This is a genomic window from Uliginosibacterium aquaticum, from assembly GCF_012972705.2.
Taxonomy (GTDB): Bacteria; Pseudomonadota; Gammaproteobacteria; order Burkholderiales; family Rhodocyclaceae; genus Uliginosibacterium; species Uliginosibacterium aquaticum.
The window spans coordinates 168,237-193,899 of the sequence record NZ_JABCSC020000004.1; the positions used below are offsets into that span (position 1 = coordinate 168,237).

At 62.2% G+C, this 25,663-nt stretch carries 27 protein-coding genes; 10 read left to right on the forward strand and 17 right to left on the reverse strand.

The window, feature by feature from the left end; genetic code table 11:
• Positions 1 to 106 precede the first annotated feature (106 nt).
• Positions 107 to 1,195: a tRNA (uridine(54)-C5)-methyltransferase TrmA gene (trmA, locus tag HJ583_RS15980; protein ID WP_170022856.1), complete on the reverse strand. Its 1,089-nt coding sequence runs from the start codon at positions 1,193 to 1,195 to the stop codon at positions 107 to 109.
• Between the two features lie 291 nt (positions 1,196 to 1,486).
• Here trmA and HJ583_RS15985 point away from each other — a divergent pair, with 291 nt between their 5' ends.
• A complete protein-coding gene (locus HJ583_RS15985) occupies positions 1,487 to 2,632 on the forward strand; it encodes an FIST signal transduction protein (protein ID WP_170022857.1) in 1,146 nt (381 codons plus the stop codon).
• Complete coding sequence (locus HJ583_RS15990; RefSeq protein WP_170022858.1) at positions 2,619 to 3,860, forward strand: sensor histidine kinase; 1,242 nt, start codon at positions 2,619 to 2,621, stop codon at positions 3,858 to 3,860. Before HJ583_RS15985 ends, HJ583_RS15990 begins: the two co-directional genes overlap by 14 nt.
• 82 nt (positions 3,861 to 3,942) lie before the next feature.
• On the opposite strand, the gene HJ583_RS15995 is transcribed toward HJ583_RS15990, so the two are convergent.
• The gene (locus tag HJ583_RS15995; protein ID WP_101944450.1) at positions 3,943 to 4,152 is read right to left on the reverse strand and encodes a hypothetical protein; all 210 of its coding nucleotides are present in this window, start codon (positions 4,150 to 4,152) and stop codon (positions 3,943 to 3,945) included.
• 289 nt (positions 4,153 to 4,441) lie between these two features.
• Between HJ583_RS15995 and rlmD the strand changes: the two genes are divergently transcribed.
• Positions 4,442 to 5,740, forward strand: a complete 1,299-nt coding sequence (rlmD, locus tag HJ583_RS16000) for a 23S rRNA (uracil(1939)-C(5))-methyltransferase RlmD (protein WP_170022859.1) — start codon at positions 4,442 to 4,444, stop codon at positions 5,738 to 5,740.
• Between the two features lie 64 nt (positions 5,741 to 5,804).
• On the opposite strand, the gene HJ583_RS16005 is transcribed toward rlmD, so the two are convergent.
• The gene (locus HJ583_RS16005; protein ID WP_170022860.1) at positions 5,805 to 6,491 is read right to left on the reverse strand and encodes a Bax inhibitor-1/YccA family protein; all 687 of its coding nucleotides are present in this window, start codon (positions 6,489 to 6,491) and stop codon (positions 5,805 to 5,807) included.
• Positions 6,492 to 6,746: 255 nt separating this feature from the next.
• Here HJ583_RS16005 and HJ583_RS16010 point away from each other — a divergent pair, with 255 nt between their 5' ends.
• The 3 genes from HJ583_RS16010 to HJ583_RS16020 all read left to right on the forward strand — a co-directional run bounded on the left by HJ583_RS16010 (position 6,747) and on the right by HJ583_RS16020 (position 8,768).
• Complete coding sequence (locus HJ583_RS16010; protein WP_158239295.1) at positions 6,747 to 7,061, forward strand: DUF3135 domain-containing protein; 315 nt, start codon at positions 6,747 to 6,749, stop codon at positions 7,059 to 7,061.
• A 73-nt stretch (positions 7,062 to 7,134) separates the two neighbouring features.
• Positions 7,135 to 8,037: a cysteine synthase CysM gene (cysM, locus tag HJ583_RS16015; protein WP_170022985.1), complete on the forward strand. Its 903-nt coding sequence runs from the start codon at positions 7,135 to 7,137 to the stop codon at positions 8,035 to 8,037.
• A 14-nt stretch (positions 8,038 to 8,051) separates the two neighbouring features.
• Positions 8,052 to 8,768, forward strand: coding sequence for a hypothetical protein (locus HJ583_RS16020; protein WP_173863646.1), 717 nt, complete (start codon positions 8,052 to 8,054; stop codon positions 8,766 to 8,768).
• Here HJ583_RS16020 and HJ583_RS16025 read toward each other — a convergent pair.
• The 14 genes from HJ583_RS16025 to HJ583_RS16090 all read right to left on the reverse strand — a co-directional run bounded on the left by HJ583_RS16025 (position 8,750) and on the right by HJ583_RS16090 (position 22,424).
• Positions 8,750 to 10,402, reverse strand: a complete 1,653-nt coding sequence (locus tag HJ583_RS16025; protein ID WP_170022862.1) for an ArnT family glycosyltransferase — start codon at positions 10,400 to 10,402, stop codon at positions 8,750 to 8,752. The genes HJ583_RS16020 and HJ583_RS16025 overlap by 19 nt on opposite strands.
• 127 nt (positions 10,403 to 10,529) lie before the next feature.
• Positions 10,530 to 10,733 (reverse strand): 50S ribosomal protein L31, encoded by a 204-nt coding sequence (gene rpmE, locus HJ583_RS16030; RefSeq protein WP_101944457.1) that lies wholly within the window; start codon positions 10,731 to 10,733, stop codon positions 10,530 to 10,532.
• A 100-nt stretch (positions 10,734 to 10,833) separates the two neighbouring features.
• Positions 10,834 to 12,090: a transcription termination factor Rho gene (gene rho, locus HJ583_RS16035; RefSeq protein WP_170022863.1), complete on the reverse strand. Its 1,257-nt coding sequence runs from the start codon at positions 12,088 to 12,090 to the stop codon at positions 10,834 to 10,836.
• 216 nt (positions 12,091 to 12,306) lie between these two features.
• Positions 12,307 to 12,633, reverse strand: a complete 327-nt coding sequence (trxA, locus tag HJ583_RS16040) for a thioredoxin TrxA (protein ID WP_101944459.1) — start codon at positions 12,631 to 12,633, stop codon at positions 12,307 to 12,309.
• A 110-nt stretch (positions 12,634 to 12,743) separates the two neighbouring features.
• Positions 12,744 to 13,331 carry an LOG family protein gene (locus HJ583_RS16045; RefSeq protein WP_170022864.1) on the reverse strand — a complete coding sequence of 196 codons (588 nt, stop codon included), beginning with the start codon at positions 13,329 to 13,331 and terminating at the stop codon, positions 12,744 to 12,746.
• A gap of 66 nt (positions 13,332 to 13,397) precedes the next feature.
• The gene (locus HJ583_RS16050; protein WP_170022865.1) at positions 13,398 to 14,099 is read right to left on the reverse strand and encodes a 4Fe-4S dicluster domain-containing protein; all 702 of its coding nucleotides are present in this window, start codon (positions 14,097 to 14,099) and stop codon (positions 13,398 to 13,400) included.
• A 4-nt stretch (positions 14,100 to 14,103) separates the two neighbouring features.
• Positions 14,104 to 14,457: a hypothetical protein gene (locus HJ583_RS16055; protein WP_170022866.1), complete on the reverse strand. Its 354-nt coding sequence runs from the start codon at positions 14,455 to 14,457 to the stop codon at positions 14,104 to 14,106.
• Positions 14,458 to 15,008: 551 nt separating this feature from the next.
• Positions 15,009 to 15,659 (reverse strand): HD domain-containing protein, encoded by a 651-nt coding sequence (locus HJ583_RS16060; protein WP_170022867.1) that lies wholly within the window; start codon positions 15,657 to 15,659, stop codon positions 15,009 to 15,011.
• 121 nt (positions 15,660 to 15,780) lie between these two features.
• Complete coding sequence (locus tag HJ583_RS16065; RefSeq protein WP_170022868.1) at positions 15,781 to 16,392, reverse strand: 3'-5' exonuclease; 612 nt, start codon at positions 16,390 to 16,392, stop codon at positions 15,781 to 15,783.
• A 326-nt stretch (positions 16,393 to 16,718) separates the two neighbouring features.
• Complete coding sequence (locus HJ583_RS16070) at positions 16,719 to 17,150, reverse strand: SRPBCC domain-containing protein (protein WP_170022869.1); 432 nt, start codon at positions 17,148 to 17,150, stop codon at positions 16,719 to 16,721.
• Between the two features lie 204 nt (positions 17,151 to 17,354).
• The gene (locus tag HJ583_RS16075) at positions 17,355 to 18,113 is read right to left on the reverse strand and encodes a hypothetical protein (RefSeq protein ID WP_173863647.1); all 759 of its coding nucleotides are present in this window, start codon (positions 18,111 to 18,113) and stop codon (positions 17,355 to 17,357) included.
• A 40-nt stretch (positions 18,114 to 18,153) separates the two neighbouring features.
• Positions 18,154 to 21,039, reverse strand: a complete 2,886-nt coding sequence (locus HJ583_RS16080; RefSeq protein WP_170022871.1) for an adenosylcobalamin-dependent ribonucleoside-diphosphate reductase — start codon at positions 21,037 to 21,039, stop codon at positions 18,154 to 18,156.
• A gap of 274 nt (positions 21,040 to 21,313) precedes the next feature.
• Positions 21,314 to 22,159: an HDOD domain-containing protein gene (locus HJ583_RS16085; RefSeq protein WP_170022872.1), complete on the reverse strand. Its 846-nt coding sequence runs from the start codon at positions 22,157 to 22,159 to the stop codon at positions 21,314 to 21,316.
• 52 nt (positions 22,160 to 22,211) lie between these two features.
• The gene (locus HJ583_RS16090; protein ID WP_101944191.1) at positions 22,212 to 22,424 is read right to left on the reverse strand and encodes a YdcH family protein; all 213 of its coding nucleotides are present in this window, start codon (positions 22,422 to 22,424) and stop codon (positions 22,212 to 22,214) included.
• Positions 22,425 to 22,622: 198 nt separating this feature from the next.
• Between HJ583_RS16090 and HJ583_RS16095 the strand changes: the two genes are divergently transcribed.
• From HJ583_RS16095 to HJ583_RS16110, 4 genes are all read left to right on the forward strand, one after another.
• Positions 22,623 to 22,862, forward strand: a complete 240-nt coding sequence (locus HJ583_RS16095; RefSeq protein ID WP_101944190.1) for a DUF3567 family protein — start codon at positions 22,623 to 22,625, stop codon at positions 22,860 to 22,862.
• Between the two features lie 54 nt (positions 22,863 to 22,916).
• Positions 22,917 to 23,474 carry a transcription elongation factor GreB gene (greB, locus tag HJ583_RS16100; protein WP_101944189.1) on the forward strand — a complete coding sequence of 186 codons (558 nt, stop codon included), beginning with the start codon at positions 22,917 to 22,919 and terminating at the stop codon, positions 23,472 to 23,474.
• Positions 23,475 to 23,526: 52 nt separating this feature from the next.
• A complete protein-coding gene (locus HJ583_RS19360; RefSeq protein WP_170022873.1) occupies positions 23,527 to 24,894 on the forward strand; it encodes a sensor histidine kinase in 1,368 nt (455 codons plus the stop codon).
• A 70-nt stretch (positions 24,895 to 24,964) separates the two neighbouring features.
• Entirely contained in the window at positions 24,965 to 25,480 is a 516-nt protein-coding gene (locus tag HJ583_RS16110) for a M48 family metallopeptidase (protein ID WP_328824923.1), read from the forward strand.
• The last annotated feature ends 183 nt before the right edge of the window (positions 25,481 to 25,663 follow it).

Consider the following 25,663-nt stretch of genomic DNA (forward strand, 5'->3'; position numbering starts at 1 on the left):
CGCGAAGGCTGTCCAAGTGTGTTTGCCTTCGGGCCGGCTTACGCTGGGGAGGCTTGCTCTGGGCAACAGGCGGCGCGGCTAACCCTGCACCAGAGCCGCTTGACGCTCAGCGTCGCGTCAGTAGCAGGCCACACTCCAGATGGTGGGTCCACGGGAACTGGTCGAACACGGCGGCCGCTGCGATGCGATGCGTGGCCGCGAGTTCGGCCACGTTGTCGCGTAAGGTCTGCGGATTGCAGCTGATATAGAGGATGTGTTCGAAACCGCGAGCCAGTGCCACGGTGGCCGGGTCGAGGCCGGCACGCGGCGGGTCGAGAAACAGGGTCGAGAAGCGGTAGCTGTCCAGATCAACGTCCTTCAGGCGCGTGAAGGGGCGTACCCGGGCCAGCGCGTCACTGATTTCTTCGCTGGCCATACGCACCATGCTCACCGTGTCGATGCCGTTGGCTTCGAGGTTGTAGTGCGCGGCGCGTACCGAGGATTTGCTCATCTCGGTGGCCAGCACGCGGCCGAAGTGCGGCGCCAGGGCTACGGTGAAATTACCGTTGCCACAGTAGAGCTCCAGCAGATCGCCGCCGAGTGTGGCGGCCTGCTCGCAGGCCCAGCCCAGCATCTGCTGGTTGATACCGGCATTCGGTTGAGAGAAGGAGCCTTCGACCTGCTGGTAGCGCAGGTGGCGGCCTTGTACCTGGAGTTCTTCGAGCAGCCAGTCGCGCTCCAGCACGATCTTCTGCTTGAGGCTACGGCCGATCACGAGAATGCCCAGTTCGCTGGCCAGCGCGCGTGCGGCCTCTTCCCAGGCTGCATCCAGTGCGCGGTGGTAGAGCAGGGTGACCAGCATTTCACCCGAGAGCGTGGCCAGGAAGTTCACCTGGAAGATTTTCCGGCGCAATTCGGGGCGTGCCAGCAAGGCAGTCTTCAGGCGCGGCATCAGCGTGCAGATCGATTCGGCCGCGACCGGGAAGGTTTCCATTAGTACCGGAGTCTTCGGTGCCGCCGGGTCGAACATCGCGTAGTGCAGATCCTCGCCTTCATGCCACATGCGGAACTCGGCGCGCTGGCGGTAGTGCAGCGGTGCGGAGCGGAACACGGCCGGCTCAGGGAGCGCGAAAGGCGCGAAATCGCTCTTGAATTGCGCGAGCTTGGGCGCAAGCTGGGCTTCGTAAGCGGCGGGGTCGTGACTGGGCTGGAGCATGGCTTCGGTACGGCAGGTGAAACGGAAGGGCGCAAGGATAACGCGTCCGGCGGCCGTGCGTATTTTGTAGGCAGGGTTTTCCTGGGTGCGACAGGTGCTGGCCACAATGCGGGCTTGCCCGGCGCCGGCGCCGGGGCCGCTGGCGAGCGGGGGAGGGACGGAGTCCTTGTCGCCTGGATTTTTGCGCTGCCAAAGGGCGGCCGGGCTACCCTGCCCCTTGGGGGCGCGCCAGGAATCGGGCGGCAGGCGGCTGTGTATGCTTGAACGGAGTCAATGTGGAGTTTTGACAGGATGTTCGTTGAACCACTGGAGTTGCTCGAAGACGCAGATGTGGCCCTGGTACAGGCGCAAATCAGCGATCTGCTGGCCGCTGGCGCCCGCTCGCTGTTGATTCTTGCCGGTGAGGCCAGTGGGCTTGAGCAAGCTGCCTGGGATGAACTGCTGCAACGACAGGTGGTGCCGGTATTCGGGGGCATCTTCCCGCGCATCGTGTTTGGCGGGCGCGATCATGCGCGTGGTGTGCTGATCGTGGGTCTGCGTTGTGCAGCTGAGGTGTGCATCGTGGAAGGCTTGAATGACGAGCATCCAGGCTTTGCCCGTTACCACGCGCATTGCGCAGGTTTGCGCGAAGCCGGTAGCGTGATGCTGTGGGTGGATGCTCTGGCGCGTCACATCGATGTGTTGATCGAGGCCGCTTACGACATGGTGGGGGCCGGACCGGCCTTCATCGGTGGCGGTGCTGGCTCTCTGAGCCTGCGCCCGCAGCCTTGTCTGTTCTCCAATCGTGGCCTGTTGCAGGGCGCCGCGCTGATCGTCGGACTGGATGCGCGGATTGCGGTAGGCGTGAAGCATGGCTGGGAGTCGGTCGCCGGCCCCTTTTTGGTCTCCACCGTGCGTGGCAATGAAATCCGCAATCTGGATTTCCGCCCAGCGCTGCATGTCTATCGTGACGAGATCGCCCGTCTCAGTGGCCTACAGCTCGACCGTGACAACTTCCCGGCTGTTGCGCGCAGTTTTCCGCTGGGAGTCGAACGCATGGATGGCTCCTTTCTGGTTCGTGAGCCGGTGCGTCTGGAAGGCGAGCGCCTGATCTGTATCGGTGACGTACCGGAGCGCTCGACCCTGCATATCCTGCATGGCGTCGAGGAGGCGCTGGTGCAGGCTTCGGGCCAGGCCTGCCGTGAGGCCATGCGCCGGTCGGGAAAAACGCCGGCGGGGGTGTTGCTGGTGGACTGCATCAGTCGCGCACTTTATCTTGACCATGCCCACGCCGCGCAGCTGCGCTTGCTCGAAAAGGTACTCGAGGAGGGCGGAAGTGCCGGCATTCCGGTGTTCGGGGTGCTGTCTCTCGGCGAGATCGCCAACCCTGGCGGTGGCTGCCTGGAGTTTCACAACAAGACCTTCATTCTGGGGCTGCTCCCCGATGCCTGTGCCTGAAGCGCCGCAATCGACAGTCTGGCTGCTCTCCCTGCAAGGCGAGCTGTCGATGCACATCGGAACCTCGCTCGACATGGGCGAGATGCTGCGCAGCTTTCTGGTGGCCACAACCCAGCGCCTGCAATTGCGCACCGCTCAGATATGGTGGCGTGCGGAGCAGGGGGAGCTGGAACAGCATGCCTACCCGGCTTGCAGCGTCGTTCAGTGGGCGCAGGATGCGCTACGTACTGCGCAGCTGGAAGGCTTCCTGCGGGATGTGGATCGCCATCGCGCGGTGCTGGGCCTTGCCGGTCCGGGTCAGATCCAGGCCTTGCGGATTGGGGCCGCGGCAGCGCTGTATCTGGAGCAGAGCGAGATCGAGCTCAACCCGGCCGCCCTGGCGGTGCTCGAAACCCTGATGCCGCGCCTCGCGTTGGCTTGCCAGGCATGCATGGACCACCGGCGCAGCCGTGCCTTGCTGGAACTGACTCGCTTGCAGAACCGTGAGCTCGACGCCGCCCGTGAGCGGGCCGAATCGGCCTGGCGCAGCAAGAGCGAATTCCTTGCCGCGATCAGCCACGAAATGCGCACTCCCCTCAACAGTATCCTTGGTTTTTCCGAACTGCTGCAGCTTGAGCTGCGTGACGGTGAAACGGCCGACTACGCAGCCAGCATTCATGCCGCTGGCCGTCACCTGCATGCCATGTTCAACGACCTGCTGGATCTGGCCAAACTCGATGCGCGCCGGTTGGTGCTGCATCCGGAAGATGTCGATCTGGCGCAGCTGTGCGCTGAAGTGTGGACGCCGCACTCGATTGCGGCGCAGCGCAAGGGCTTGCTTAGTGGTTTGTTTCTGGATCAGAAGCTGCCGGTCCGGATAGTGGTGGACCCGGTGCGCCTTCGGCAGGTGATCAACAACTTGTTGGCCAATGCGCTGAAATTCACCCAGCGTGGCAAGGTCGAGATGCATGTGATGCCCAGCGACGGTCTGATCGCCTTTGCTGTGGTCGATACCGGGCCGGGCATTCAGCCGGAAGCTCGCGAGCGGGTGTTCGAGCGTTTCTGTCAGGCCGGTAGCGGCGAGGGCAATCGCAATGCTGAGGGCACCGGCCTTGGTTTGGCGATCTCGCGGGAGCTGGCTGAGCAGATGGGAGGCTTTATCAGCCTGGACTCAACGCTTGGGGTGGGGACGGTGTTCACGCTCATGTTGCCGCCGGTTGATCCGGGATTGATGCGTGAAACCAGGTGATCAGAAGGGACTGGCAGCACACCGCAAAACCGCCAACAAAAAAGCCGACCATATGGTCGGCTTTTTTGTTCCTGCACCGGAATTACTGAGCGGCCGAAGCGGCAGCAGCCGGAGCGGAAGCGTCAGCAGCCGGAGCGGAAGCGTCAGCTGCCGGAGCGGAAGCTTCAACAACCGGAGCGGAAGCTTCAACAGCCGGAGCGGAGGCTTCAACGACGGGAGCGGCTTCTTCCTTCTTGCCACAGGCGGACAGGGCCAGAGCGAGCAGAGCAGCGACGAGGAGAGACTGTTTCATTATTCGGTTCCCTTGCGAAATGAGGTGGGCGACAAGCCAAATCTAGGATCGACCTGGCGGCCGACGCGCGAATTATAGCAACGGGCCGAACAAAAGGGGAATAGCTTTACACCAATCCCGGTTTATCCCATGCAGCTTGATCCGGCGCAAGTCAGGCTTTGCCCCTAGACCTTTGGTGTTTAGGCCTGGAAGCGTAAGGCTTTGTTCCGCAATGCTTTGCGCTGCGTTTGTGGCACAAGCCGGAGCGGGCTGGGTACAATCGCCCCCTTTTCCGCAGCCGGGGTCGCCCATGCCGTCAGCCATCATCGAATCACTCGACCACGAAGGACGGGGTATCGCGCGCTGTGACGGCAAGGCAATCTTTATTGAGGGCGCTTTGCCCGGAGAGCGCGTCGAGTTCTCAAGCTATCGCGTCAAGCCAAAGTTCGAGCAGGCCACCATGCTCGTCTTGCACAAGGCCAGCGCTTTGCGCGTGACACCCAAGTGCGAGTTTTATGGCACCTGCGGTGGTTGCAGCATGCAGCACCTGGAGGCTTCTGCCCAGGTCGCAGTGAAACAGCGGGTGCTTGAGAATGCTTTCTGGCACTTGGGCCGAATTCGTCCGGATTTGCTTCTGCCCGCTATTCAGGGCCCGGCCTGGGGCTACCGGTATCGTGCGCGCCTGAGTGTTTTCAAGCGCCCCAGTGATGGGCGCGTGCTGGTTGGCTTCCATGAGAAGAAAAGCAGCTTCATTGCCGACATGCACAGTTGCGAGGTGTTGCCGCCTGCGCTCTCGGCCTTGTTGATGCCGCTGCGGGAGCTGATTGGTGCTTTGTCGGTGGCTGATCGTATTCCGCAGATCGAAGTAGCGGTAGGTGAGGAGCAGACTGTGCTGCTACTGCGCAATCTGCTGCCGTTCACGGCTGCAGACGAAGCCCGCATTGTGGCTTTCGGAGCGCAGCATGGCGTGGCCATGTGGCAGCAGCCGGGTGGCCCGGATACGGCCAGGCCGTTGCAGGCGGGGGCTCAGTCCTGGCTGAGCTACTCGCTGCCGGAGTTCGGCGTAAGCCTGCGCTTTCAGCCGAACGACTTTACCCAGGTGAATGTGGACATCAACCGCATCTTGATGCGCAAGGCGATGGCTTTGCTGGATCCGCAGCCGGGCGAGCGGATCGCGGATTTGTTCTGTGGCCTGGGCAACTTCAGCTTGCCGATCGCAGCGCGCGGCGCTTCTGTGGTCGGGGTCGAAGGCAGCGTAGCGATGGTGCGCAGGGCGACTGAAAATGCCGAGCTGAATGGCTTGGCAGAGCGTTGTGATTTTCGCGCCGCCAATCTCTTCGAGGCCACGCCCAAGAGCATTGCGGCGCTTGGCAAGCTGGATAAGTTGCTGATCGATCCGCCGCGTGAAGGCGCCATTGCCGTCTGCCAAGCGTTGGGCGAGCAGGCGCCGCGCCGCATCGTCTATGTGTCCTGTAATCCGGCAACCCTTGCGCGCGACGCCGCCTTGTTGGTGGGCGAGAAAGGTTATCGCCTCATTTCGGCGGGTGTGGCCAACATGTTTCCGCAGACCTCGCACGTCGAATCGATTGCGCTTTTCGAGCGGAGTTGATGTTCGCAAGCAGACATGAAAAAGGCCCGCAACGCGGGCCTTTTTCATGTACTCGGGGTGGTGATCAGTCGCGATCGCCACCGAAGATGCCGAGAATCTGCAGCAGGCTGACGAAAATATTGTAGAGGTCCAGATACACCGACAAGGTGGCGCTGATGTAGTTGGTCTCGCCGCCGCGGATGATGCGGTTCAGATCGAAGAGCAGCCAGGCCGAGAACAGACCGCAGGTGATCACCGTCAGTGCCAGATGCAGAGCCGGCAGTTGGAAGAACAGGTTGGCGATGCCCGCTACTAGCAGGAGCAGGGTGCCAATGAACAGGAACTGGCCCATGCCTGAGAGATCGCGTTTGATCGAAGAGGCCAGCGCCGACATGCCGAAGAAAATTACCGAGGTGCCGCCTGCGGCGAGGGCGATCAGGGTGCCGCCGTTCGAGAAGCGCAGGGTGCGTTCGAGGGTGACTGACAGCATCAGGCCCATCACGAAGGTGAAGGCCAGCAGCAGGCCGACGCCAGCGCTGCTGTTGCGCGTGCGCTGGATGGCGAACATCAGACCGATCATCACGCCCAGCATCAGCAATGGGCCCATGATCGGGCTGCCGGCGAACAGGGACGAGAAGTGGAATTGCATGCCCAGCCAGGCGCCGGCTGCCGTGGGCAGCATGCTCAGGGCGAGCAGGTTATAGGTGTTGCGCAGGACCTTGTTACGGCTTTGGGCCAGATCCAGCGAGCCGGTGTTGAGGGTGCGATCCATTATTTACGCTCTCCAGGATGGTCGGGGTGACGCGGATTGTGGCGTCAGTAGGTTGACTGCGCAAGCAGTCAGCAAGTTCCCCTCCTTTCCTGGTGGGAGCAAGAGGGCGGGATATGGGATGACTTGTGTCTTTTTGTAGAGTCGTTCTCTAATCCTAAAGTAATACCGCCATGCATGGTGTCGCTGTCTTGCGGCGGGTCTGCTTCTTGCATAGCATCGGGAGACAAGGTGTTGTTTTCCGGAGTGGGGTGGTACGTGGCAGGCTTCGTTTTTGATTTCGATTTTGACCATTGGCGGGAGCTTGCTGAAAAGGATCCGGCTGCATTCTTTGCTGCACGCAAGGCCTTGCTGGAGCGCTTCATCCAGTCCGCTCCGAGCCGTATGGATGCGGATTTGCGCAGTCTGCAGGAGATGGTGGACCTGTCGCGAGCCGAGGCGGGTACGCCGGATATCGCAGTGGGGCGTCTGATGGGGATGCTGGGCGATCATTTAGGGGCATTGGCCGGACATATGCGACAACTGCGCGATCAATCAGACCAGCTTGCGGCCCTTATCCCCGAGCGCGACTAGGCCTGTTGCAAGGTGCCGGGCGCGAGTCCGGTATCATTCGGGCTTGATCGCTTCCGTTCGCTCCTATCGCGCCATGAATTATCCCAGTCTCGAAGATTACGTCGGACGCACCCCGCTGGTGCGCCTCAAGCGCCTGCCCGGTGCCGAGGCCGAACGCCTCGGAAATATCGTGCTGGCCAAGCTGGAGGGGAATAACCCAGCTGGGTCGGTGAAGGACAGGCCTGCCCTGTCGATGATCCTGCATGCCGAGCAGCGCGGCGACATTCGTCCCGGTGACACCCTGATTGAGGCGACCAGTGGCAACACCGGCATTGCGCTGGCCATGGCGGCTGCGATGCGTGGCTATCGCATGATTCTGGTGATGCCCGAGAACCAGAGCGTGGAACGTCGTCAGACCATGAAGGCCTTCGGCGCCGAACTGGTGCTCACGCCCCGCGAAGGCGGGATGGAACTGGCGCGTGACATGGCCAATCGCATGCGCGACGAAGGGCGTGGCGTGGTGCTCGACCAATTCGCCAATTCGGACAATCCGCTTGCCCACTATGAAGGCACCGGCCCCGAAATCTGGGAGCAGACAGCGGGACGCATCACCCACTTCGTCAGCAGCATGGGTACGACCGGCACCATTATGGGCGTGGCGCGCTTTCTGAAGGAAAAGAACCCGGCTATTCAGATCATTGGTTGCCAGCCTGAGGAAGGTTCGCAGATTCCTGGAATCCGCAAATGGCCCGAGGCTTATCTGCCGAAAATCTACGAATCCAGCCGTGTCGATCGTATCGAATACGTGGCCCAAGCCGCTGCTGAAGACATGACCCGCCGCCTGGCTTGCGAAGAAGGTATTTTTGCAGGCATCTCCTCGGGTGGAGCAATGAGTGTGGCGCGCAATCTGGCGCAGGAGCTCAGCAATGCAGTGATCGTTTCGATCGTGTGCGACCGCGGTGATCGCTACCTCTCCACCGGCGTCTTCCCGGCCTGATGGCTCCGACCGACATGTTGGCCATTGCCCTTGATTTCCTGCCAGACGTGGCCGGGTTGCGTCTACTCAATCGCCTGCCGGCCGAGCTTTCGGATGTGGAAGTGGCCGAGTACGCCTTCCAGCGTCGCCGTGCGGCCCGTGGCAGCGACAGCCTGCCGCCGCATTTGCTACGCCTGAGCGGGTTTGCCTTGTTCGGTGTGCAGGATGGGCAGTTCCGGTTGTCTTCAAAGGCTTCCATGGATGAGGCGGGCTTGCTCGGTGCATTCCTGGATGCCTGTGCGGCGGCGCCGGCTCTGGCGTGCTGGAGTGAAGTCGAGGCGAGGCTGGACGCGCTACGTCTGCGCGCGCTGCAGGCTGGGGTTGGGCGTGATGGTGCATGGCCGCGACTGAATGCTTGTATGCCATTGGCAGTCGAGTTGTGTCATGCGGAAGCGCCGCCTGCTCTGGCTGAAGTGGCCCGTCTGGCAGGCTTGCCGCTGATGCGTGCGGCAGATGAGGAATGGCAGTGGCAGCGTGTGCTGGCGGGCGACTGGCTGGCATTGCAGGGACAGATTGAATTGCGTGCGCTGGTGGCCTGGCTGCTGCAGCGTCGTCAGCAGAGCCTGAGCGGCCTGATCAGCCAGGCTGAGCGCGAGGCTGATGAGGCTAGGCTGCGCGAGTGGCTGCAGGTGCAGCCTGCGCTACACCTGCAAAGCTTTGCGATGACCTGGGGTCAGTCCACGCGCCGGTAAAGCGCGAACTGCTCGGCCAGGCGGCCGCGTCCGCGGCGCAGATCCCATACCGATTCCCAGCCCTTGCCGGGTTCCGGCAGGGCGTTGCGCCCCGTGGCGTAAGCGAGGCGTAGCGGGCAGTTGGCGCCGCGAGCGGCGATCTTGATGTGGGCAAAGTAGTGCAGGGCAGCCCGTTGCGAGTCGCCAAGGTCGATGCCCGCCACACAAGCAGCTTCGGGCTGGCTGGCAATCACGGCGGCAATCTCGGCCGCAGTGCTGCGATAGCTTTTGTCGTGATCAATCCAGGACATCAGCAGAGTGGCGGCGAGCCCCCAGGCAAGGGTTACCCCGAGAGCCCAGTGCACCGCGCCGCGCAACTGGAAGAAGGGCAGGCGCAGGTTTGCAATCAGCCAGGCGACCGATAGTGTGATCGCCACCAAGAGCTGCAGGCCGTTCCATTGCGGCTCGAAGCCGGGTACCAGGCGCAGGAGGTTGCGGGCTAGCGGTGCTGGCCAGCCAAAGTTCATTGCCGACCAGGCCAGCCACAGGCTCAGGCCGAGCAGGGTGAAAGTCATTACACCAAACCAGTCAAAGGCGTTTGCCGCTCCGCGCCGCAGGCGGCACAGCTCGCCCGACGCCATCAGGATCAGGGCGGGCATCAAGGGCAGCAGGTTGGCTGGACGCATGCCACCGGTGCTGGCAACCAGCGCAAGGGCCAGCAGGGCGGATGCCAGCGGCAGGGAGTGGCCGAAGTCGCGCAGCTTGCCGCGCCGATGCCAGAGTGACCACAGCACCACCGGCCACAACGGCCAGGTGAACCAGCCGATCAGATTGGCGAAATCCTTGCCGCGCTGCAGGTGTCCCGCGTGCGGCAGGATCGCCGCCAGCTCATGCGCCCACCAGGCGTGCAGGAAGTCGGGTTGCCAGACGGCCAGGGCCAGTGGCCACAGCGAGACCAAGAGAACTAGTGGCCACAGCGCATGGCGGTAGGCCAGCAGGAAGCTGCGGGTGCGGTACTCGCTCGAACAGGCCGGGGTCAGCAGCCACAAGGGCAGGCACAGGAAAAGTCCCGGCAGGCCACCGGCAAGGAAGGCTGCGCCACTTGCCGCGCCTGTGAGCAGGGCGCCTCGTGTGGGGGCGCTGCGCATCAGCGTCAGGCCTTGCAGGCAGGCCGCCAGAGTGGCGGTGAGCACGATCTGTGGCTGCATTTCATGAGCGTGGATCAGCAGCCCCAGTGAGCCCAGCATCAGCATGGCGGCAGCTGAGGCGGCCTCCCGTCCGTAGAGTTCGCGGGCGGCGTAGCGCAGGCAGTAAATCAGCACGGTTAGGGCGGCGACATTACCCAGTCGGATGGCGTCATGCAGTGGCAGTAGCCAGCCGAGCAGCTTGCCGGTCAAGGCGCCAAGCCAGTAGGTGAGCGGCGGCCAATCGTAAAAAGGGTGGCCGGCGATCTGCGGAGTGAGCCAGTGGCCTTCGCTGAGCATGCTGAACACCACCCCGATGTGCAGGGCGTCGTCGCCGCGCCAGGGAACGTGACCAATGTTGCCGGGCAGGGCGTAGGCGATGAAGACTAGGATCAGGGCCCAGTTGGGCACGTGGATCGCGGGTTTGCGGCTCGGAAACTCGGTGAACGAGGAGTTCTGCATGTGCGCCATGAATTAATGCGGGGGAATTGCACAGGATTGTAAGACGTCCGCTCTTCAAATCCTGCCCTGTCAGCGTAAGGACAGGAAAAACAAAAGGCAGCCCGTAGGCTGCCTTTCCTTGCTGGATCCCGCAGGATCAGCGCTTGTACTTTTGCTTGAAGCGCTCGACACGACCTGCGGTGTCGATGATCTTCTGCTTGCCGGTCCAGAACGGGTGGCACTCAGCACACACTTCAACGTGGTAGGTCGGCTTGCCCATGGTGGAGCGGGTGGTGAACTTGCTGCCGCAGGAGCAGGTAACCTGCACGTCGGCGTAATTCGGATGGCCTTCGGTCTTCATATCGGGTTCCTTGTTGCGCGGATGGCGAATGTGACCACCCAGAAAATAAGACTCGGGATTATGGCAGGAGACTCGCTTCGCTGCAAGCGAAGCGCTTTCCTCAGCGCCGCATTGCGTCAAAAAACTCCGCATTGCCCTTGGTCTGGCGGATCTTGTCGAGCAGGAAGTCCATCGCATCCAGATCGTCCATGCCGTAGAGCAGCTTGCGCAGGACCCAGATTTTTTGCAGCTGGGCTGGCTCGATGAGCAGCTCTTCGCGGCGGGTGCCGGAGCGATTGACGTTGATCGCCGGGTAGATGCGCTTCTCGGCCATGCGGCGGTCGAGGTGCACTTCCATGTTGCCGGTGCCCTTGAATTCTTCGTAGATCACTTCGTCCATGCGGCTGCCGGTGTCGATCAGTGCCGTCGCAATGATGGTCAGCGAGCCACCTTCTTCGACGTTACGTGCGGCGCCAAAGAAGCGCTTGGGCTTTTGCAGGGCGTTGGCATCCACACCACCGGTCAGCACCTTGCCGGAGGCCGGCACCACGGTGTTGTAGGCGCGGGCAAGGCGAGTAAGGGAGTCGAGCAGGATGATCACGTCGCGCTTGTGTTCAACGAGGCGCTTGGCCTTCTCGATCACCATTTCGGCGACTTGTACGTGGCGGGTGGCAGGCTCGTCAAAGGTGGAGGCGATGACTTCGCCCTTCACCGAGCGTTGCATTTCGGTCACCTCTTCCGGGCGCTCATCGATCAGCAGCACGATCAGCGTGGCTTCAGGATGGTTGGCGGTGATGGCATGAGCGATGTTCTGCAGCATCACGGTTTTGCCGGACTTCGGCGGCGCGACGAGCAGGCCGCGCTGGCCACGCCCGATCGGGGCAACCATGTCGATCACACGCGAAGTGATGTTTTCTTCGCCACGCATCTCGCGTTCGAGCTTGAACACCTTGTTCGGGTGTAGCGGCGTGAGGTTTTCGAACAGGATTTTGTGCTTGGCGTTTTCAGGCGGCTCGCCGTTGATCTTGTCGAGCTTCACCAGCGCGAAGTAGCGCTCGCCATCCTTGGGGGTGCGGATCTCGCCTTCGATGGTGTCGCCGGTGTGCAGGTTGAAGCGGCGGATCTGCGAGGGCGACACGTAGATGTCGTCAGTGCCGGCAAGATAGGAGATGTCCGGCGAGCGCAGGAAGCCGAAGCCGTCAGGCAGGATTTCCAGAGCACCATCACCGAAGATGGTTTCGCCCTTCTTGGCGTGGTTCTTCAGCAGGGCAAAGACGAGTTCCTGCTTGCGCAGACGGTTGGCAGCCTCGATGTTGTTGGCGTGTGCCATTTCGAGGAGCTGGCTGACGTGAAGAGCCTTGAGCTCGGACAGATGCATGGACTGACCCTGAACGATAGATGCAGAGATGGATTGGGGCCTTGTGGCAACCCGGCTGGAACAGCAAAGAAGGGGAGTTTTATCTTGCCAACCCCGGTCGGGGTGGCTGGCCGCTTTACGGCGCGCTGCGGGCGGTAACCCGGAATGAACAGCGCACGGCGGCTGTAACTGGCCGGAACTTTAGACGCTAGGTTCCGGCCTGTCAAACACGAACGCTCAGAGATTGGCGTCGAGGAAGGCGGTCAGTTGCGATTTGGACAGGGCGCCTACCTTGGTGGCTTCCACATTACCGCCCTTGAACAGCATCAGGGTCGGGATGCCACGGATGCCGAACTGGGCCGGCACGGCGGAGTTTTCATCCACGTTCATCTTGGCGACCACGATCTTGCCGGCGTAGTCCTTGGCCACTTCTTCGAGGATCGGGGCGATCATCTTGCAGGGGCCGCACCATTCGGCCCAGTAGTCGACCAGCACGGGCAGTTGGGATTGCAGCACATCCTTCTCGAAGCTGCTGTCGGAGATGTAGACGATTTGGTCGCTCATGATTCCTCGCAAAGAAAAACGGCCGCAGTTCTCTGTCGGCCTTACAAGTGCTGAATCTTATCCAGATTGCCCTGGGCTGGGAAGATTGACAGCCCTATGGTGTCGATAGTTCAGCCGCGCGCGCTGGAGACCTTGGCGAGCCAGTCGCCCTCCGGAGCGCGGTGCAGGCGCATGGCTGCAATCAGGGCTTCAGGCGACTCGGCCACATGCAGTTGATCGAGCTGCGTCTGCTTGACGAAGCCGGCGCTGACCATGTGACGCATGAAGGCCAGCAGCGGATCGAAAAAGCCCTTCACATTGAGCAGACCCACCGGTTTGTGGTGGATGTGCAGCTGTGCCCAGGTGAGGATCTCGAAGAGTTCATCCATGGTGCCGTAGCCGCCGGGCAGCGCCACGAAACCCTGTGCGCGTTCAGCCATCGCGGCCTTGCGGGTGTGCATCGAATCGACCACCACCATCTCGGTGGCGAAGGGGTGAGCCAGCTCACGTTCGGCCATGAATTCCGGGATCACACCGTAGCTCTTGCCACGATGGGCGTGCACGGCATCCGCCACCACCCCCATCAGGCCGACATGGCCGCCGCCCCACACCAGTTCGATGCGGTGCTCCGCGAGGCTCTGGCCAAAAGCGCGGGCAGCATCGGCATAGGCGTGGTCGTGACCACTGGAGGCACCGCAGAAAACGCAGAGGGATAGCATGGGGCGAGGGACTTTCAGATGCGAGATGGCGCGAGCTTAGTGGGCGAGGCGGCGGTGAGCAAGACTTCAGGTTCTGGCGTGAGCCCGGATCCAGGCCAGCGAACCAGCGGCGCTGTGCTGGATCTGGCTGTCCTCATAGCGATGTTTCGCACCTACCGGGCAAGCCTGGCGGGCAAGGCAGCCCAGCGCGCAAGGGGATTGATCAGCCAGGCGGTGTTGATGGCAGGCAGCCATGTCGAAGCGCCCGCCCTCCAGCGCCTTGCCTGGGCAAGCGCTGATACAGGGCTTGTCTGTACAGGCTGGGCAGGGATGACCAAGGTCTTCGATGGCGGATGCGGGCAGGTTTGTGTCGGTGAGGATGGCCGCGCGATAGGCGAACCAGCTGCCCCACTTGGCATCTACACCAAGCATGAAGGGCGCGGGGTGATGCCAGCCAGCGAGCTGACCGAGGCGTTGCAGGCCTATGCGCTGATGGCCGGGTGTATTCGGGAACACGAAACGCGCCTGCGTCTCCGGCAGGTTCCGTCGCAGCCAATGTTCCACCGTGCGCAGGCTGTACTCGTCGATCGGATGAGCGCTGGTCAGCCCCTCAGCCTGCACGCATTCCCACAGACGCCGTCCGGCGTGGCCGAAAAGGATCAGCTGGCGTTCGTGTGCGGTGGGAGCCAGCGGCGCGAGCAGGTCTGCCGGGAGTGCCGCGAGGTTGAAGACGTGCTGGCGATTCAGGCCGCGCTCGTCGAGAAAGCCGGCATCAGGAAGTCCAGGCATGGGCTCAGCGCTGGACGGGTTCGAGAAAGATGCGCACGGCCAGTGTGCGACTGATCTCGAATACCAGCGCCATCTCCAGCGCCGGGTTGTCGCGCTGGCCCAGTACCGTCGAGAGCTCGCAATCGCGCGTGTGCTGATAGCCGGAGGGCTCGGTCAGCACCAGCATCAGCTGATCCGGCAAGGGGGCTGGATTGGATGGGCGGCCATAGATCTGAGACACACCTCGCGGCAGTGGTGCGATCTGGCCGAAAGAGGCCCCTGGCGCATTGCTGGTGCGCACGTTCTGCAGCGTAACGCTGGCGAAATCCCGCTCACTGAGATTGCGCACGATGATGTCACGCGGCTCTTCGCGGTTCATACCGGCCGGCCCAGCGCACGCGCCGAGAAAGAGCGCCAGCAGAGCAGCGAGGCAAGACAGATATGGGCGACAGTGCATGGCGGCGGCCGGTTGGCGGGAGACGGGCCGAGCGTAGCTGATTCCGCGTTGCAAGGCGAAGCCGGAATGCTTTCTTGCGTGCGCCTGTGGCGGCACAAATGCCGAGGGGCCGGCGTTTGCCGGCCCCTCGGGCGTGTCGCGGAACATGCCAGATCAGTGACTCAGCAGCACAACCTGATAGACCGTCGGCAGCAGAGCCACCGAGGCGAAGGCGATGGCGCCCAGATATTTGCCGGAAGATTCGATGGCGCTTTGAACTTGCTTGGACATGATGACTACCTCTCGCTGTTAGGGCACCGGATGCGGTGCTTGATGGCTGAAGTATCCACCGGGTAAACCCGAGTATCCAACTCAAGTTTTAAATCTTTGCATCCAGAAAAGTTATCAAAATCAAGGATTTGATTGTTCTATCGAGTGATAGGAGGTGTTGATGCGATGCAGCATTGGAATGCGCCAGCGTCTGTCTCCAATGCTCAGGCTGCTTCGTGTTCTGCGGTGTCGCTCGTGTTCTCGAGGGTCCGCAAGGCCGTATCCAGATTGCCGCGGGCGCGGCTCTCCAGCTCAGCAAAGGCCGCTGTGCGGTAGAGGTGTGGGCGCGCGAGAAAGCTACGCAGCAGTTGCGCTCGAGCCGTGCGGAAGGCCGGCTCGGCGACCCAGGCGTACTCGGCCCGCACCTGTGCTTCGTACTCGGCAAAACGATGCGGGTTGGCGCCGAGGATGGCCAGATCGATGTCCAGCAGCAGCGCTGTGTCTCCTTCTGCCTCCTGAGTGGCGTGGCGGGTGGCGAGGATCATGTCGGCCACCTGCTCGATGAAGCGCTCCTCGAAGCCCGCAGCGCCGAGGGCCTGACGCGCCCAGTCGGCGCTGCGGGCCTCGTTGTCCTGGGCGCGTGGATCGTAGATGGCGTCGTGGAAGAACAGGGCCAGGCCGATCGCAGCCGGGTTCTTTGCCAGGTGGGCATGGGCCTCGAGCAGGCTGAGGCATTCAGCCAGATGTTGCAGGGTGTGGTAGTGGCGATGCGGCTCAGTCCAGGCCAGCAGCAGTTCAGCCAGCAAGCCCGGGGCGGGCTGCCGCGCACCGGCGGCGATCCAGAATCGATCCCATGACACGAGTAGCGTATCCATTGCGAAGCTCCGGTGGACGAACAGGCATGGCGCCATTCTGCCGCAGGGTGGGCGAAAGCTGTGCGCAGGAAAGCGCGGGCTTGCGGGGGCTATTGTGGGTCAGAGCCCCGCCAATGCCGGCTCAGACGGTCAGCAACTCCGGCCGCTGCAGGCGCATGGCTTCCAGCACCTTGAAGGCTGCATAGGCATCGTTAGCCGCGTAGAGCAATTGCGGGGCCGAGAGTTCGGGGAGTGACCAGTTTGAAGTCGTGAGTTTCTTCGATTTGTGAAAGCGCTGGCCGAGCATCAGCCCGACAGCGGCGCGTACGCCCATGTCGCCGCTGTAGCCATCCTTGCGGAACAGATGATCGAGATCGAGTACTCCAGCGAGCTGGGCCCCCAGCTTGTGGCGGATCTGGCTGCAGTCCGACTTGAGGCCGAACCCCGCCTTGAGCAGATGTACCGATTGCAGCAGATCGACCAGTGCAGCGCAGCCTGCGGCGTAATGCGTCTGGAAGATGAAGGCCTTGTCGGCGAGCGCAAATTGCACGATATGCGGGCCGTCACTAACCTGGCCGACATGAAAGGTGGGGCGAGCTTCCGTATCGAACCCCGCGCTGCCTGCCGCCATGATTTCGGCGGCGGCGGCAGAGAACGCATCGGGCGTGTTTGGCACCTGGATCTGCGCCAGCGTCAGCGCCGGGAAGGGCGGTAGCAAAGCGGTGTCGTCTTTCGACGGGCCTTTCTTCTTCATCGGGGGCTTTCGTGCGGAGGGGGCGGGGCAGTGTACAGGGCTGAGGCGCTGGATTCCGGCGAAACCGTCATCCGGGCTACTTGCTCATGGCCCACCGGGCGGGGATTCCAAAACAACAAATGCTTAAATTCAGGACTTGGCCCCAGCTTTTACGTCGCCGCGCGTGGACGTAATCATTGAATGTAGGGTGCGCATTGCGCACCGTCCTGGGAATGTATCTATCGCTCGGGCTTGGTTCCGCGTGCGCGGTGCGCACCCTACAAGGCTCTCAAGGCAGGTAATCAAAGCAGTGAACCTTCATTTTCCGGGGACGCCGGTGGTGAACGTCAGGAGTGGAGCGTGCTCGCCAGTTCGTGCGTCAGGCGGTCGAGATTCTCTTCGTTGGCGGGCTCGATAATGGGGCGCAGGGCTTCGGCCAATGCCGGGTCATCAAAGCGTTGTTCCCAGCGCAGCAGGGTGCCGCCCGGGGCTGGGGTGAGCGTGATGCTCAGGGTGAAGAGGGGCGCGCAGCTGTGGCGGATCACTACTTCCCCGTCTGCCACGATGCGCTCGAACGTGGACTCGTTCGGATACACCGTGCCGTCCGGCCCGATCATGTCGAAAACCCAGCGCCCGCCCGGCACGAACTCGAAAATTTCGAAACGGTTCGAGAACCCCGCCGGCCCCCACCAGCGCGCGAGGCGCTCCGGATTACGGATCGCCGCGAAGATGGCGGCCGCTTCGGCGGGCAACACGCGCTGATTGGTGAAGGTGTTCATGTGCGCTTCTTTCTGCGATTGCGGTGGGGAGGCGTAGGGCGCAGTGAAACTGCGCCAGCTTGATCACGGCATGCGGTGGAGTTTCACTCCACCCTACAACGACTGCGCCGTACGCGGTGGGAATGTATCTATCGCTCGGGCTTGGTTCCGCGTGCGTGGTGCGCACCCTACTAGGCTGCGCCGTACGTGGTCTCGATGGAAAGATTAGTCATTCAATGCGCCCAGCTTATTTGCCCGGGAGAGCAAGCTAGTGCGCATGTCTGTGAGTTCTTGGATGCCGAGTACAGAGCGAAGACGCTGGATCACCATAGTGATTGCCACTTCTTCATTCAACTTTTCTCCGTGCCAGCCACTCGGAAACCACGTTGTACCCATCACATCCGCGAACGTTTTGTAAAGCTTGGCAATGTGCTGTTCGTGATTCTCAAGATGCCTCGCGCTCTTTAGTAAGTTGGCTGTAGCACCAACTTCTCGCAAGGCGCGCTCGAAGAGTTCGAGCTCATCTTCGATTCGAGGAGTGAGCCAGACTGAGTATTTTTGCTGGATTTCATAGAGCTTCGATGTGTGTTTTAAAGCCTCTTCAGTGGGGCCTTCTCGGACGAGAGTTCGCAGCACTTGGTGAACTTCAGCTACGTACTCCTCTGAGAATTGAACGCGCTTATCAAAGGCAACATTCGCCATGTGTGAACTGGCTCCGAGTGCAAATCGATTCTGTTGCTCTTGTCGAACAATTTCTCTCTCGTGAGCTGCTTGATCGCGGAGAACTTGTGTGAGTGCCGCGACTAGTGACCCGACGAGCGGGATGCTGACTAGCCGTTGTATGAAGTCGCCGTGAGGCAACAACGCATATGCGATTGCAGAGGCTAAGAAGATGGCAATAGTGCCAAAGTAGAAGTAGCGGCTGCGAAGCATGGTTTTCGGATGGCTAATGTTTCTTGAATATTGTTGTGACCAATAAAACAAGGCCCCTTCCGGAGCCTCGTTTCATTCAATTAACTTCAAGTTACCCGCAAGTCCCCACCGCCCCACACGCGGTGCAGAAATCACACCCATCCTTGCGGATCATGGTGTGGTTGCCGCATTCGGGGCAGGCGGCGCCTTGCATGACTTTGGGTTCGTCTTTCTCGCGCGGGGTTTCGAGGATGCCCATTTCGCGCATCGGGTAGCCGTTTTCGTCCAGCACGCCCAGCATGGCGTAGCGGTGGATGACCAGGCGGGCCAGGTAGGCGACGGTGCTGGGCCAGTTTTGCTGGCGGCGGGTGCCGGGTACGAAGGCCATGAAGTCACCCAGGGGTTCCGGGTAGTTCAGCAGCTTGCGGAGCTTCATGCCGATCCAGGCCGGGTCGACCACGCGCATGTCGAGCGAGAGCAGGCGGGCGAGGCCATCCAGGGCGCGCGGGTAGTTGCCCGAGAGCCACATGGAGTAGGGGCGGGTCTGGGGCTGACCTCCGGGGCCGTCCGGCAGGGTGATTTCTTTCAGGCCCAGTACGAAGTCTTCATTGGTCGCCGGGTTCTGGATGTCTACCGTCCAGGAGAGGGTGCCGTCGGCGCCGGTCTTGGGTTCGGCCACCGAGAACACGGCGTCGCGCACCGGGGTTTCGCCTTCGCCTTCAAAGGCGCCGAGGGCTTCGCAGCGGTGGCGGATGATCTGGGCGAAGGCCGAGACGACGCCGGGCACGCGCTTGTGCTCGCCATGCGGCGGGAAGGGCAGCTCGAAGGAGGCTTCACCGACGGTATGGGCCAGGGTGTCGAGCTTGAGCTTGAGCCAGGCGCGGTCGTTGGCGCGCATGTCCATCGACAGGGTCTTGGCGACGGCGCCGAGGCCGCGCGGCTGGTCGGCACCATTCACCCACACTTCGAAGGGCTTGCTGTGGCCGGGGCGGCCGTTTTCGGCCTGGCCGACGAAGATCGCGAAGCTGCCTTGCGGGCTGCTCAGCATGTAGGTCCAGGAGAGGTTGCCGTCGGGCATCTCCGGGCGGCCCGGCCAGCGCAGGCTGGAGAGCACCGGAGCGGGCAGGTTGGGGATGGTGAGGCGGCGGTTGGCATCACTCATCTGCACATCGTGCGGGGCCTTCTTGTCGTCGCCAGCGGCCGGGGTGCTCGGGCCCACGGAGAGGACAGAGCCGAGTACGCTGTTCGGGCGGTAGGTGGCCAGACCCTTGAGGCCGGACTTCCAGGCGCTCATGTAGAGGTCTTCGAAATCGGCGTAGGGATAGTCTTCCGGCACGTTCACAGTCTTGGAAATGGCGGTGTCGACATACGGGGCGACGGCGGCAACCATGTCCTTGTGCGCGGCGGCGGAGAGTTCCAGCGCGGTGACGAAGTATTCGGGCAGCTTGGCGGTGTTGCCGCCCAGGTGCTTGTACAGACGCCATGCGTAGTCTTCGACCGCGTATTCCTTGTGAGTGCCATCCACCATGCGTTTTTTGCGGGTGTAGGTCCAGGAGAAGGGCGGCTCGATGCCGTTCGAGGCGTTGTCTGCAAAGGCCAGTGAGATCGTGCCGGTGGGCGCGATCGAGAGTAGATGGGAGTTGCGGATGCCGTGCTTGCGAACTTGCTCTTTGACTTCGTTCGGCAGACGCGACGCGAAGTTGCCGCCAGACAGATACATGTCGGCGTTGAACAGCGGGAAGGCGCCGCGTTCTTTGGCCAGCTCTACCGAGGCAAGGTAGGCGGAATCGCGCATCACCTTGCTGATCTGGGTCGCCATGTCGCGGGCGGCCTGGGTGTCGTAGCGCAGGCCGAGCATGATCAGGGCGTCGCCCAGACCGGTGAAGCCGAGGCCGACGCGGCGCTTGTTGGCGGCTTCCTGCGCTTGCAGGTCGAGCGGCCAGTGGGTGACGTCGAGCACGTTATCCAGCATGCGGATCGAGGTGGCAACGCACTTGCCGAAGGCGACTTCATCGAACTTTGCCTTCTTGGTGAAGGCGCTCTTGATGAAGCGGGTCAGGTTGATCGAGCCCAGGCAGCAGCAGCCATACGGCGGCAGGGGCTGCTCGGCGCAGGGGTTGGTGGCTTCGATGGTTTCGCAGTAGTTAAGGTTGTTGTCCTTGTTCATGCGATCCAGGAACAGGATGCCCGGCTCGGCGTGATCGTAGGTGGAGCGCATGACTTGCTCCCACAGATCGCGGGCCGGCACCTTGCGGTACACCCACAGGCCGTCTTCGCGCTGGTAGGCGCCGGCGGCCTTGATGTCACTGGCCGGTTCGGCCTTGTGCACTAGCTCAATGTCGCCATTGGTTTCAACGGCGCTCATGAACGCGTCGCTCACACCGATGGAGATGTTGAAGTTGGAGAGGTCGCCGGAATCCTTGGCATGGATGAAGGCTTCGATATCCGGGTGGTCGCATCTCAATACGCCCATCTGTGCACCACGGCGGGCACCGGCGGATTCCACCGTTTCGCAGGAGCGGTCGAACACGCGCATGTAGCTGACCGGGCCGGAAGCACGGCTTTGAGTGCCACGCACCGCAGCGCCGACCGGGCGGATCGAGGAGAAGTCGTAACCCACGCCGCCACCGCGACGCATGGTTTCAGCGGCGTGCGAGAGGGCGGTGTAGATGCCGGGGCGGCCGTCGACTTCTTCAGTGATGGAGTCGCCCACCGGTTGCACGAAGCAATTGATCAGGGTGGCGGCCAGCGAAGTGCCGGCGGCTGAGTTGATACGGCCGCCCGGGATGAAGCCGGCGACCTGGGCTTCGAAGAAGCGCTCTTCCCACTTGGCGCGCTTGTCTTCGGTTTCGACGGCCGCGAGGGCGCGGGCAACACGACGGCGCACATCGGTGACCGAGGCTTCGTCACCCTTCGCATATTTCTCGAGCAGGATCTCACCGGAGATTTCTTGCTCTGCGAGGGTGGAAACGGCTTCGTCGCGGATCTGTGCATCCATCGTGGTGACTCCCATAAGTGATTTTTGTGGCGTGCGGCGCCTGAGAAGCCTCGTTTGGTACGAGGGGCTGGCGGCAGCGTTGGAACAGGCGAACGGTACTACATCTAGTTTTGGATTTGCAGTCTTGCACTAGATGTAGGGTTGTGCCTTGAAGGGCAGGTGCGTCGGAAACGGCCTTTTGGCAAGGCTTTTCAGCGCATGAAAAAAGCTGATGGCGGGAAAACCCGTAGCGGACTCCGCCGTGGGTGAAAAACCTTTTCTGAAGCGTGGGTTTTCAGGCCAGACCGAGGGACTGCATCACCGATTCGAGCTGGGCATCGCAGTTTTCGGCAAAAACGGGCAGCAGAGCGAGGTCGACGCCAGAAAGCTCTGGAGTGTCCGGGTCCAGCAGCGGGCAGGCGGCGCTGATGGTCTCGCCGCGTTCGCTGGCTTCGGCCATCGAGATGGCCAGGTTCAGGCGTGCGGCCTCGGCGGAAAATTCGCCGGCCAGTGCGGGCTGGAGCTGTGAGCCGATGACGGTGCCGATGCTGGCTGGCAGCATCCAGGATGCGCAGAGGGCTGCGCCGACCTCACTGAAGTCACAGCCGATGATTTCGCGCTCCTTTTGGGCCAGCTCGCGCAGATCCGGGCCGGACATTTCGAGCACGATGCCCATCAGGTCCGCTACCGCGTGGTACATCACGAGGTGGCCCATGTCCGAGAGCAGGCCGATGATGAAACTGCGTTCGGAGTCTCGGTTCTCGAGGCTGCGCGCGAACTGACGGCAGAGCAATGCACGGCGGATGCTGCCGCGCCAGAAGCGTTGCATGTCCATGCGCTGCGGGCGGATGCCGTGAAAGGCGGCGGCCAGGGTGCCGGCCAGCACGATATCGCCCACTTGTTCCATGCCGATCAGGCTGATGGCGCGAGAGAGCGTTTCGATGCGTCGCGGGAAGCCGTAGAAGGCGCTGTTGGCGATGTGCAGCAGGGTGCCGGAGAGGGCGGGATCGTTGGCAATCAGCTCGGCCAGTTCGCCAATGCTCAGCTCGGGGCGCGCCAGCGCCTGGCGGATCTTGTAGTACAGGTCAGGCAGGCTGGCCAGGTGGTCCTGGCTGGCAACGAGTTCCTGAGCTAGATGCATGGCACTCCCCTGCGGATGAATCGGCGCATTATCCCCGCAAGGGATGGGGTTGTCAGGCCTGAGTTTCGGGGCCGAGGGTGTGTTCGATGATGTTGATGCGGTCTTTGACCAGCAATTTACGTTTTTTGAGGCGCCGCACCATGACCTCGTCTTCCGATTCGCCGTTGCACAGGCGGGAGATTGCTTCATCCAGCTCGCGGTGTTCGGCGCGCAGGGTGTCGAGACGATGACTGAGGCTCATCGCGGCCTGGAACATGTCGCTCATCGGTGTGCTCCTGAAATTTTTCTTATTGTGATGCTTTCCTGTGCACGATAGCGTTTGCACAGGGGAACCTAAATCCATCGACACAACTCGTAACCATCGGGGACTTGAGAAATCCCTTCGCGGACCGATATCAAAATCAGGCCCCGGTGAAAGCGTTCTCCTGCCTTGCCGCCAACCCGACGTAACAGGAGGTTCATCATGAATATCGTATTGAACAATCCGGTGTTGTACGTGGTGGACTACCCCTCGGTCGGGGCGATTGAAGTGATCGACAAACGCAAGGCCCGCGGGGTTTTGCTCGAGGGTGATGCAGCCCAGCGTTTCAAGCGCGAGCTGAAGGATGCGATGGAGCAGAACGAGGAGGGAGAGGAGCTTGATTTCGATCCCTATCTTGATGGCTTCGACGCCTTGCTGACCCAGCCGGCGATCTACCAGTAGCGCCTGCGCGACGGAAGTTTTCCGCATCGGCACGGCTGTGGCATCCTTGGCCGCATGAACAAGGCTTTCGTCAAGGAAGGCAGCGAGGACGACGATGACGAACTCGCTGCTGAGCCCTCTTTGCCTGCGGGCAGCAAGTACTACATCACTCGGCGCGGCTTCAACCGGCTGAAGGCCGAACTCGACCAGCTGGTGCGCGTGGAGCGGCCGGAAGTGGTGTCCATCGTGTCGTGGGCGGCGTCCAATGGGGATCGTTCCGAGAACGGTGACTACATCTATGGCAAGCGGCGCCTGCGCGAGATCGACCGACGCATCCGTTTCCTGATCAAGCGGCTGGAGTCGGCAACGGTGGTCGACCCGGATGCCCAGGAGAATCTGGAGCAGGTCTTTTTCGGGGCGACGGTGACGGTTTGCGATCAGGAGGGCGAGGAGTTCGTCTATCAGATCGTGGGCGTGGATGAGGCCAACGCCAGCGAGGGGCTGGTGAGCTGGATCTCGCCCCTGGCCAAGGCGCTGATGAAAGCACGCGAGGGCGACACGGTGCGCTTTGCCAGTCCGGGTGGGCTGCGTGAGCTGGATGTGCTCGAAATCCGTTATCTGAAGCAGGACTGATTCAAGTTGACGTCTTCGCCGGTCGTGAAAGCAGGAAGACAAGGAGTCTTCCGTGGCTGATAGCGCCTGTTCCTCTGATAGCCCCGATCCCGTGATGCAGGCGCGCGCACGCGAGTCCTTGTTGCGCCTGCATCTGGACTACAGTCGCCGGGCCCTGGCTGTTTCCGGACTGGCCAGCCTGCTGGTTCTGGTGGTGTTTCATGGCGCCATGCTTCCGGCCTGGGCGCTGTATGCCTGGGCCTTGTTACTCAATGCGGTGAGTGGCGTGCGACTCTATCTTGCCCACCGCTGGCGTAACGACCCGCAGCGACTTCAGCGCGGGCCGCTGTGGGAGCGCCGTTTTGCGCTGATGGCGGGGGCCTCCGGCCTGATCTGGGGGGCGCTGTGTCACTTGCTTTATCCCGAGGCCGAGAGTGGTTTGCGTGCAGTCGCCCCACTCTGCCTGATGGGCGTTGCGGCGGGGGCGGTGATGTCCTTGTCAACCAACATGCCGGCCTTTTACGCTTTTTTCCTGGGCATGCTCGGGCCGGGCAGCATCTTTCTGCTCCTGCAGGAGAGCGGGGCCGAGCGCTGGACCGGCTTCATCATGCTGGTGTTCACTCTGACTTCTTTCGTCAATGGTCGCCATGCGGCGGGCAGTCTCAGCCGGGCCGATGCCCTGCGACTAGAGCTGGCGGCGGCCGTGGAGTCCGCCGAAGCGGCCTGCGCGCGAGCTGAGCAGGCGAGTCAGGCGAAAAGCATGTTCCTCGCCAACATGTCGCACGAGTTGCGCACGCCGATGCACGCGATCCTGAGCTTTTCCCAGCTCGGCATGGAGCGGGCGGGGGAGCGCAAGATCATCGATTACTTTGAGCGGGTGCACCAGAGCGGCAGTCGTCTGTTGGGGCTGATCAATGGGCTGCTGGATCTTTCCAAGCTGGAAGCAGGGCACATGGACATGAGCTTCCAGCCCCAGAGCCTGCGTCCCTTGGTGGATGCCACCCTGGTGGAGCTGGCGCCTCTGCTGCAGGCGGCTTCGCTGGAGGTGGAGGTGCAGGAAGAACCCTGCCTGCCTGTTGCGGCGCTGGATGCCTTGCGCATCGGTCAGGTGCTGCGCAATCTGCTTTCCAATGCGATCAAGTTCTCGCCGCCGGGTGGGCGCATCAATGTGCATCTCGGTCTGGTTGCGGCCACACGCCAAGAGCTGCCCTGGTTGCGCTTGGCGATCGTGGATCACGGCCCGGGCATTCCCGAGGATGAGCTGGAAAGTGTCTTCGATGAATTCGTGCAGAGTAGCCAGACGCGTACCGGCGCGGGGGGTACTGGCCTGGGCCTGGCGATCTGCCGGCATATCGTGCTAGCCCATGGCGGACGCATCCAGGCGCGCAATGCGGCCCTCGGCGGTGCCGAGCTGATCGTCGACCTGCCGGCGCAGCCCTGATCCGCCCGCCGCGCTTTTCGCTGCGCAGGGCTGCGGGCACAATGCGGCTCCCTGTGTTGCGAGTGTTCCCGTGGACGGAGTCGTGCTGAGCTATCTGAGTGGATATCCCGAGTCGCTGCGCGGCCAGGTGGCGCTCGCCATCGAGCAGGGGCGGCTGGGCGATGCCTTGCGGCAGCGCTACCCGCAGGCGCATGAGATTCGTTCCGATGCGGCCTTGTACGACTATGTACAGAGCCTCAAGGCGGGCAGCCTGCGCAATGCCGCGCCGCTCAGCAAGGTGGCCTTCGATGCACGCTTGCAGACCTTGCGCAATGCGCTCGGCACGCACACCACGATTTCGCGTGTGCAGGGAGGGAAGCTCAAGGCCAAGCGTGAGATCCGCGTGGCCAGCGTGTTCCGTGAGGTGCCTGAGGCTTTTCTGCGCATGATCGTGGTGCACGAGCTGGCGCACCTCAAGGAACGCGACCATGACAAGGCCTTCTATCAGCTGTGCTGCCACATGGAACGGGACTATCACCAGCTCGAGTTCGATGTGCGGGCATGGCTGTGCTGGCGCGAGTCCGGTGGCGCTGTGCTGTGGGCCTGAGAAGCTGTTCCCGATCTGACTGTGAGGCCGCTCATTGATCACTGTGCGGGCTCATGGGCTGCTCGGAATCCTCATTGATCAGCATAAACTCCGGTTCCTGTGCTGCGCTTCCCCACGGTTTGCTTTGCACAGCAAACCGGCTGCGGCAGCGCAGAGCATGCTCTGCCAAACCCTGCCTCGCCC

What these genes read in the sequence shown, in the direction of transcription:
- trmA (WP_170022856.1), bottom strand. Translation starts at nt 1,195, where the DNA reads ATGCTCCAGCCCAGTCACGACCCCGCCGCTTACGAAGCCCAGCTTGCG.
- HJ583_RS15985 (WP_170022857.1), top strand. Translation starts at nt 1,487, where the DNA reads ATGTTCGTTGAACCACTGGAGTTGCTCGAAGACGCAGATGTGGCCCTG.
- HJ583_RS15990 (WP_170022858.1), top strand. Translation starts at nt 2,619, where the DNA reads ATGCCTGTGCCTGAAGCGCCGCAATCGACAGTCTGGCTGCTCTCCCTG.
- HJ583_RS15995 (WP_101944450.1), bottom strand. Translation starts at nt 4,152, where the DNA reads ATGAAACAGTCTCTCCTCGTCGCTGCTCTGCTCGCTCTGGCCCTGTCC.
- rlmD (WP_170022859.1), top strand. Translation starts at nt 4,442, where the DNA reads ATGCCGTCAGCCATCATCGAATCACTCGACCACGAAGGACGGGGTATC.
- HJ583_RS16005 (WP_170022860.1), bottom strand. Translation starts at nt 6,491, where the DNA reads ATGGATCGCACCCTCAACACCGGCTCGCTGGATCTGGCCCAAAGCCGT.
- cysM (WP_170022985.1), top strand. Translation starts at nt 7,135, where the DNA reads ATGAATTATCCCAGTCTCGAAGATTACGTCGGACGCACCCCGCTGGTG.
- HJ583_RS16020 (WP_173863646.1), top strand. Translation starts at nt 8,052, where the DNA reads ATGTTGGCCATTGCCCTTGATTTCCTGCCAGACGTGGCCGGGTTGCGT.
- HJ583_RS16025 (WP_170022862.1), bottom strand. Translation starts at nt 10,402, where the DNA reads ATGGCGCACATGCAGAACTCCTCGTTCACCGAGTTTCCGAGCCGCAAA.
- rpmE (WP_101944457.1), bottom strand. Translation starts at nt 10,733, where the DNA reads ATGAAGACCGAAGGCCATCCGAATTACGCCGACGTGCAGGTTACCTGC.
- rho (WP_170022863.1), bottom strand. Translation starts at nt 12,090, where the DNA reads ATGCATCTGTCCGAGCTCAAGGCTCTTCACGTCAGCCAGCTCCTCGAA.
- trxA (WP_101944459.1), bottom strand. Translation starts at nt 12,633, where the DNA reads ATGAGCGACCAAATCGTCTACATCTCCGACAGCAGCTTCGAGAAGGAT.
- HJ583_RS16045 (WP_170022864.1), bottom strand. Translation starts at nt 13,331, where the DNA reads ATGCTATCCCTCTGCGTTTTCTGCGGTGCCTCCAGTGGTCACGACCAC.
- HJ583_RS16050 (WP_170022865.1), bottom strand. Translation starts at nt 14,099, where the DNA reads ATGCCTGGACTTCCTGATGCCGGCTTTCTCGACGAGCGCGGCCTGAAT.
- HJ583_RS16055 (WP_170022866.1), bottom strand. Translation starts at nt 14,457, where the DNA reads ATGAACCGCGAAGAGCCGCGTGACATCATCGTGCGCAATCTCAGTGAG.
- HJ583_RS16060 (WP_170022867.1), bottom strand. Translation starts at nt 15,659, where the DNA reads ATGGATACGCTACTCGTGTCATGGGATCGATTCTGGATCGCCGCCGGT.
- HJ583_RS16065 (WP_170022868.1), bottom strand. Translation starts at nt 16,392, where the DNA reads ATGAAGAAGAAAGGCCCGTCGAAAGACGACACCGCTTTGCTACCGCCC.
- HJ583_RS16070 (WP_170022869.1), bottom strand. Translation starts at nt 17,150, where the DNA reads ATGAACACCTTCACCAATCAGCGCGTGTTGCCCGCCGAAGCGGCCGCC.
- HJ583_RS16080 (WP_170022871.1), bottom strand. Translation starts at nt 21,039, where the DNA reads ATGGATGCACAGATCCGCGACGAAGCCGTTTCCACCCTCGCAGAGCAA.
- HJ583_RS16085 (WP_170022872.1), bottom strand. Translation starts at nt 22,159, where the DNA reads ATGCATCTAGCTCAGGAACTCGTTGCCAGCCAGGACCACCTGGCCAGC.
- HJ583_RS16090 (WP_101944191.1), bottom strand. Translation starts at nt 22,424, where the DNA reads ATGAGCGACATGTTCCAGGCCGCGATGAGCCTCAGTCATCGTCTCGAC.
- HJ583_RS16095 (WP_101944190.1), top strand. Translation starts at nt 22,623, where the DNA reads ATGAATATCGTATTGAACAATCCGGTGTTGTACGTGGTGGACTACCCC.
- greB (WP_101944189.1), top strand. Translation starts at nt 22,917, where the DNA reads ATGAACAAGGCTTTCGTCAAGGAAGGCAGCGAGGACGACGATGACGAA.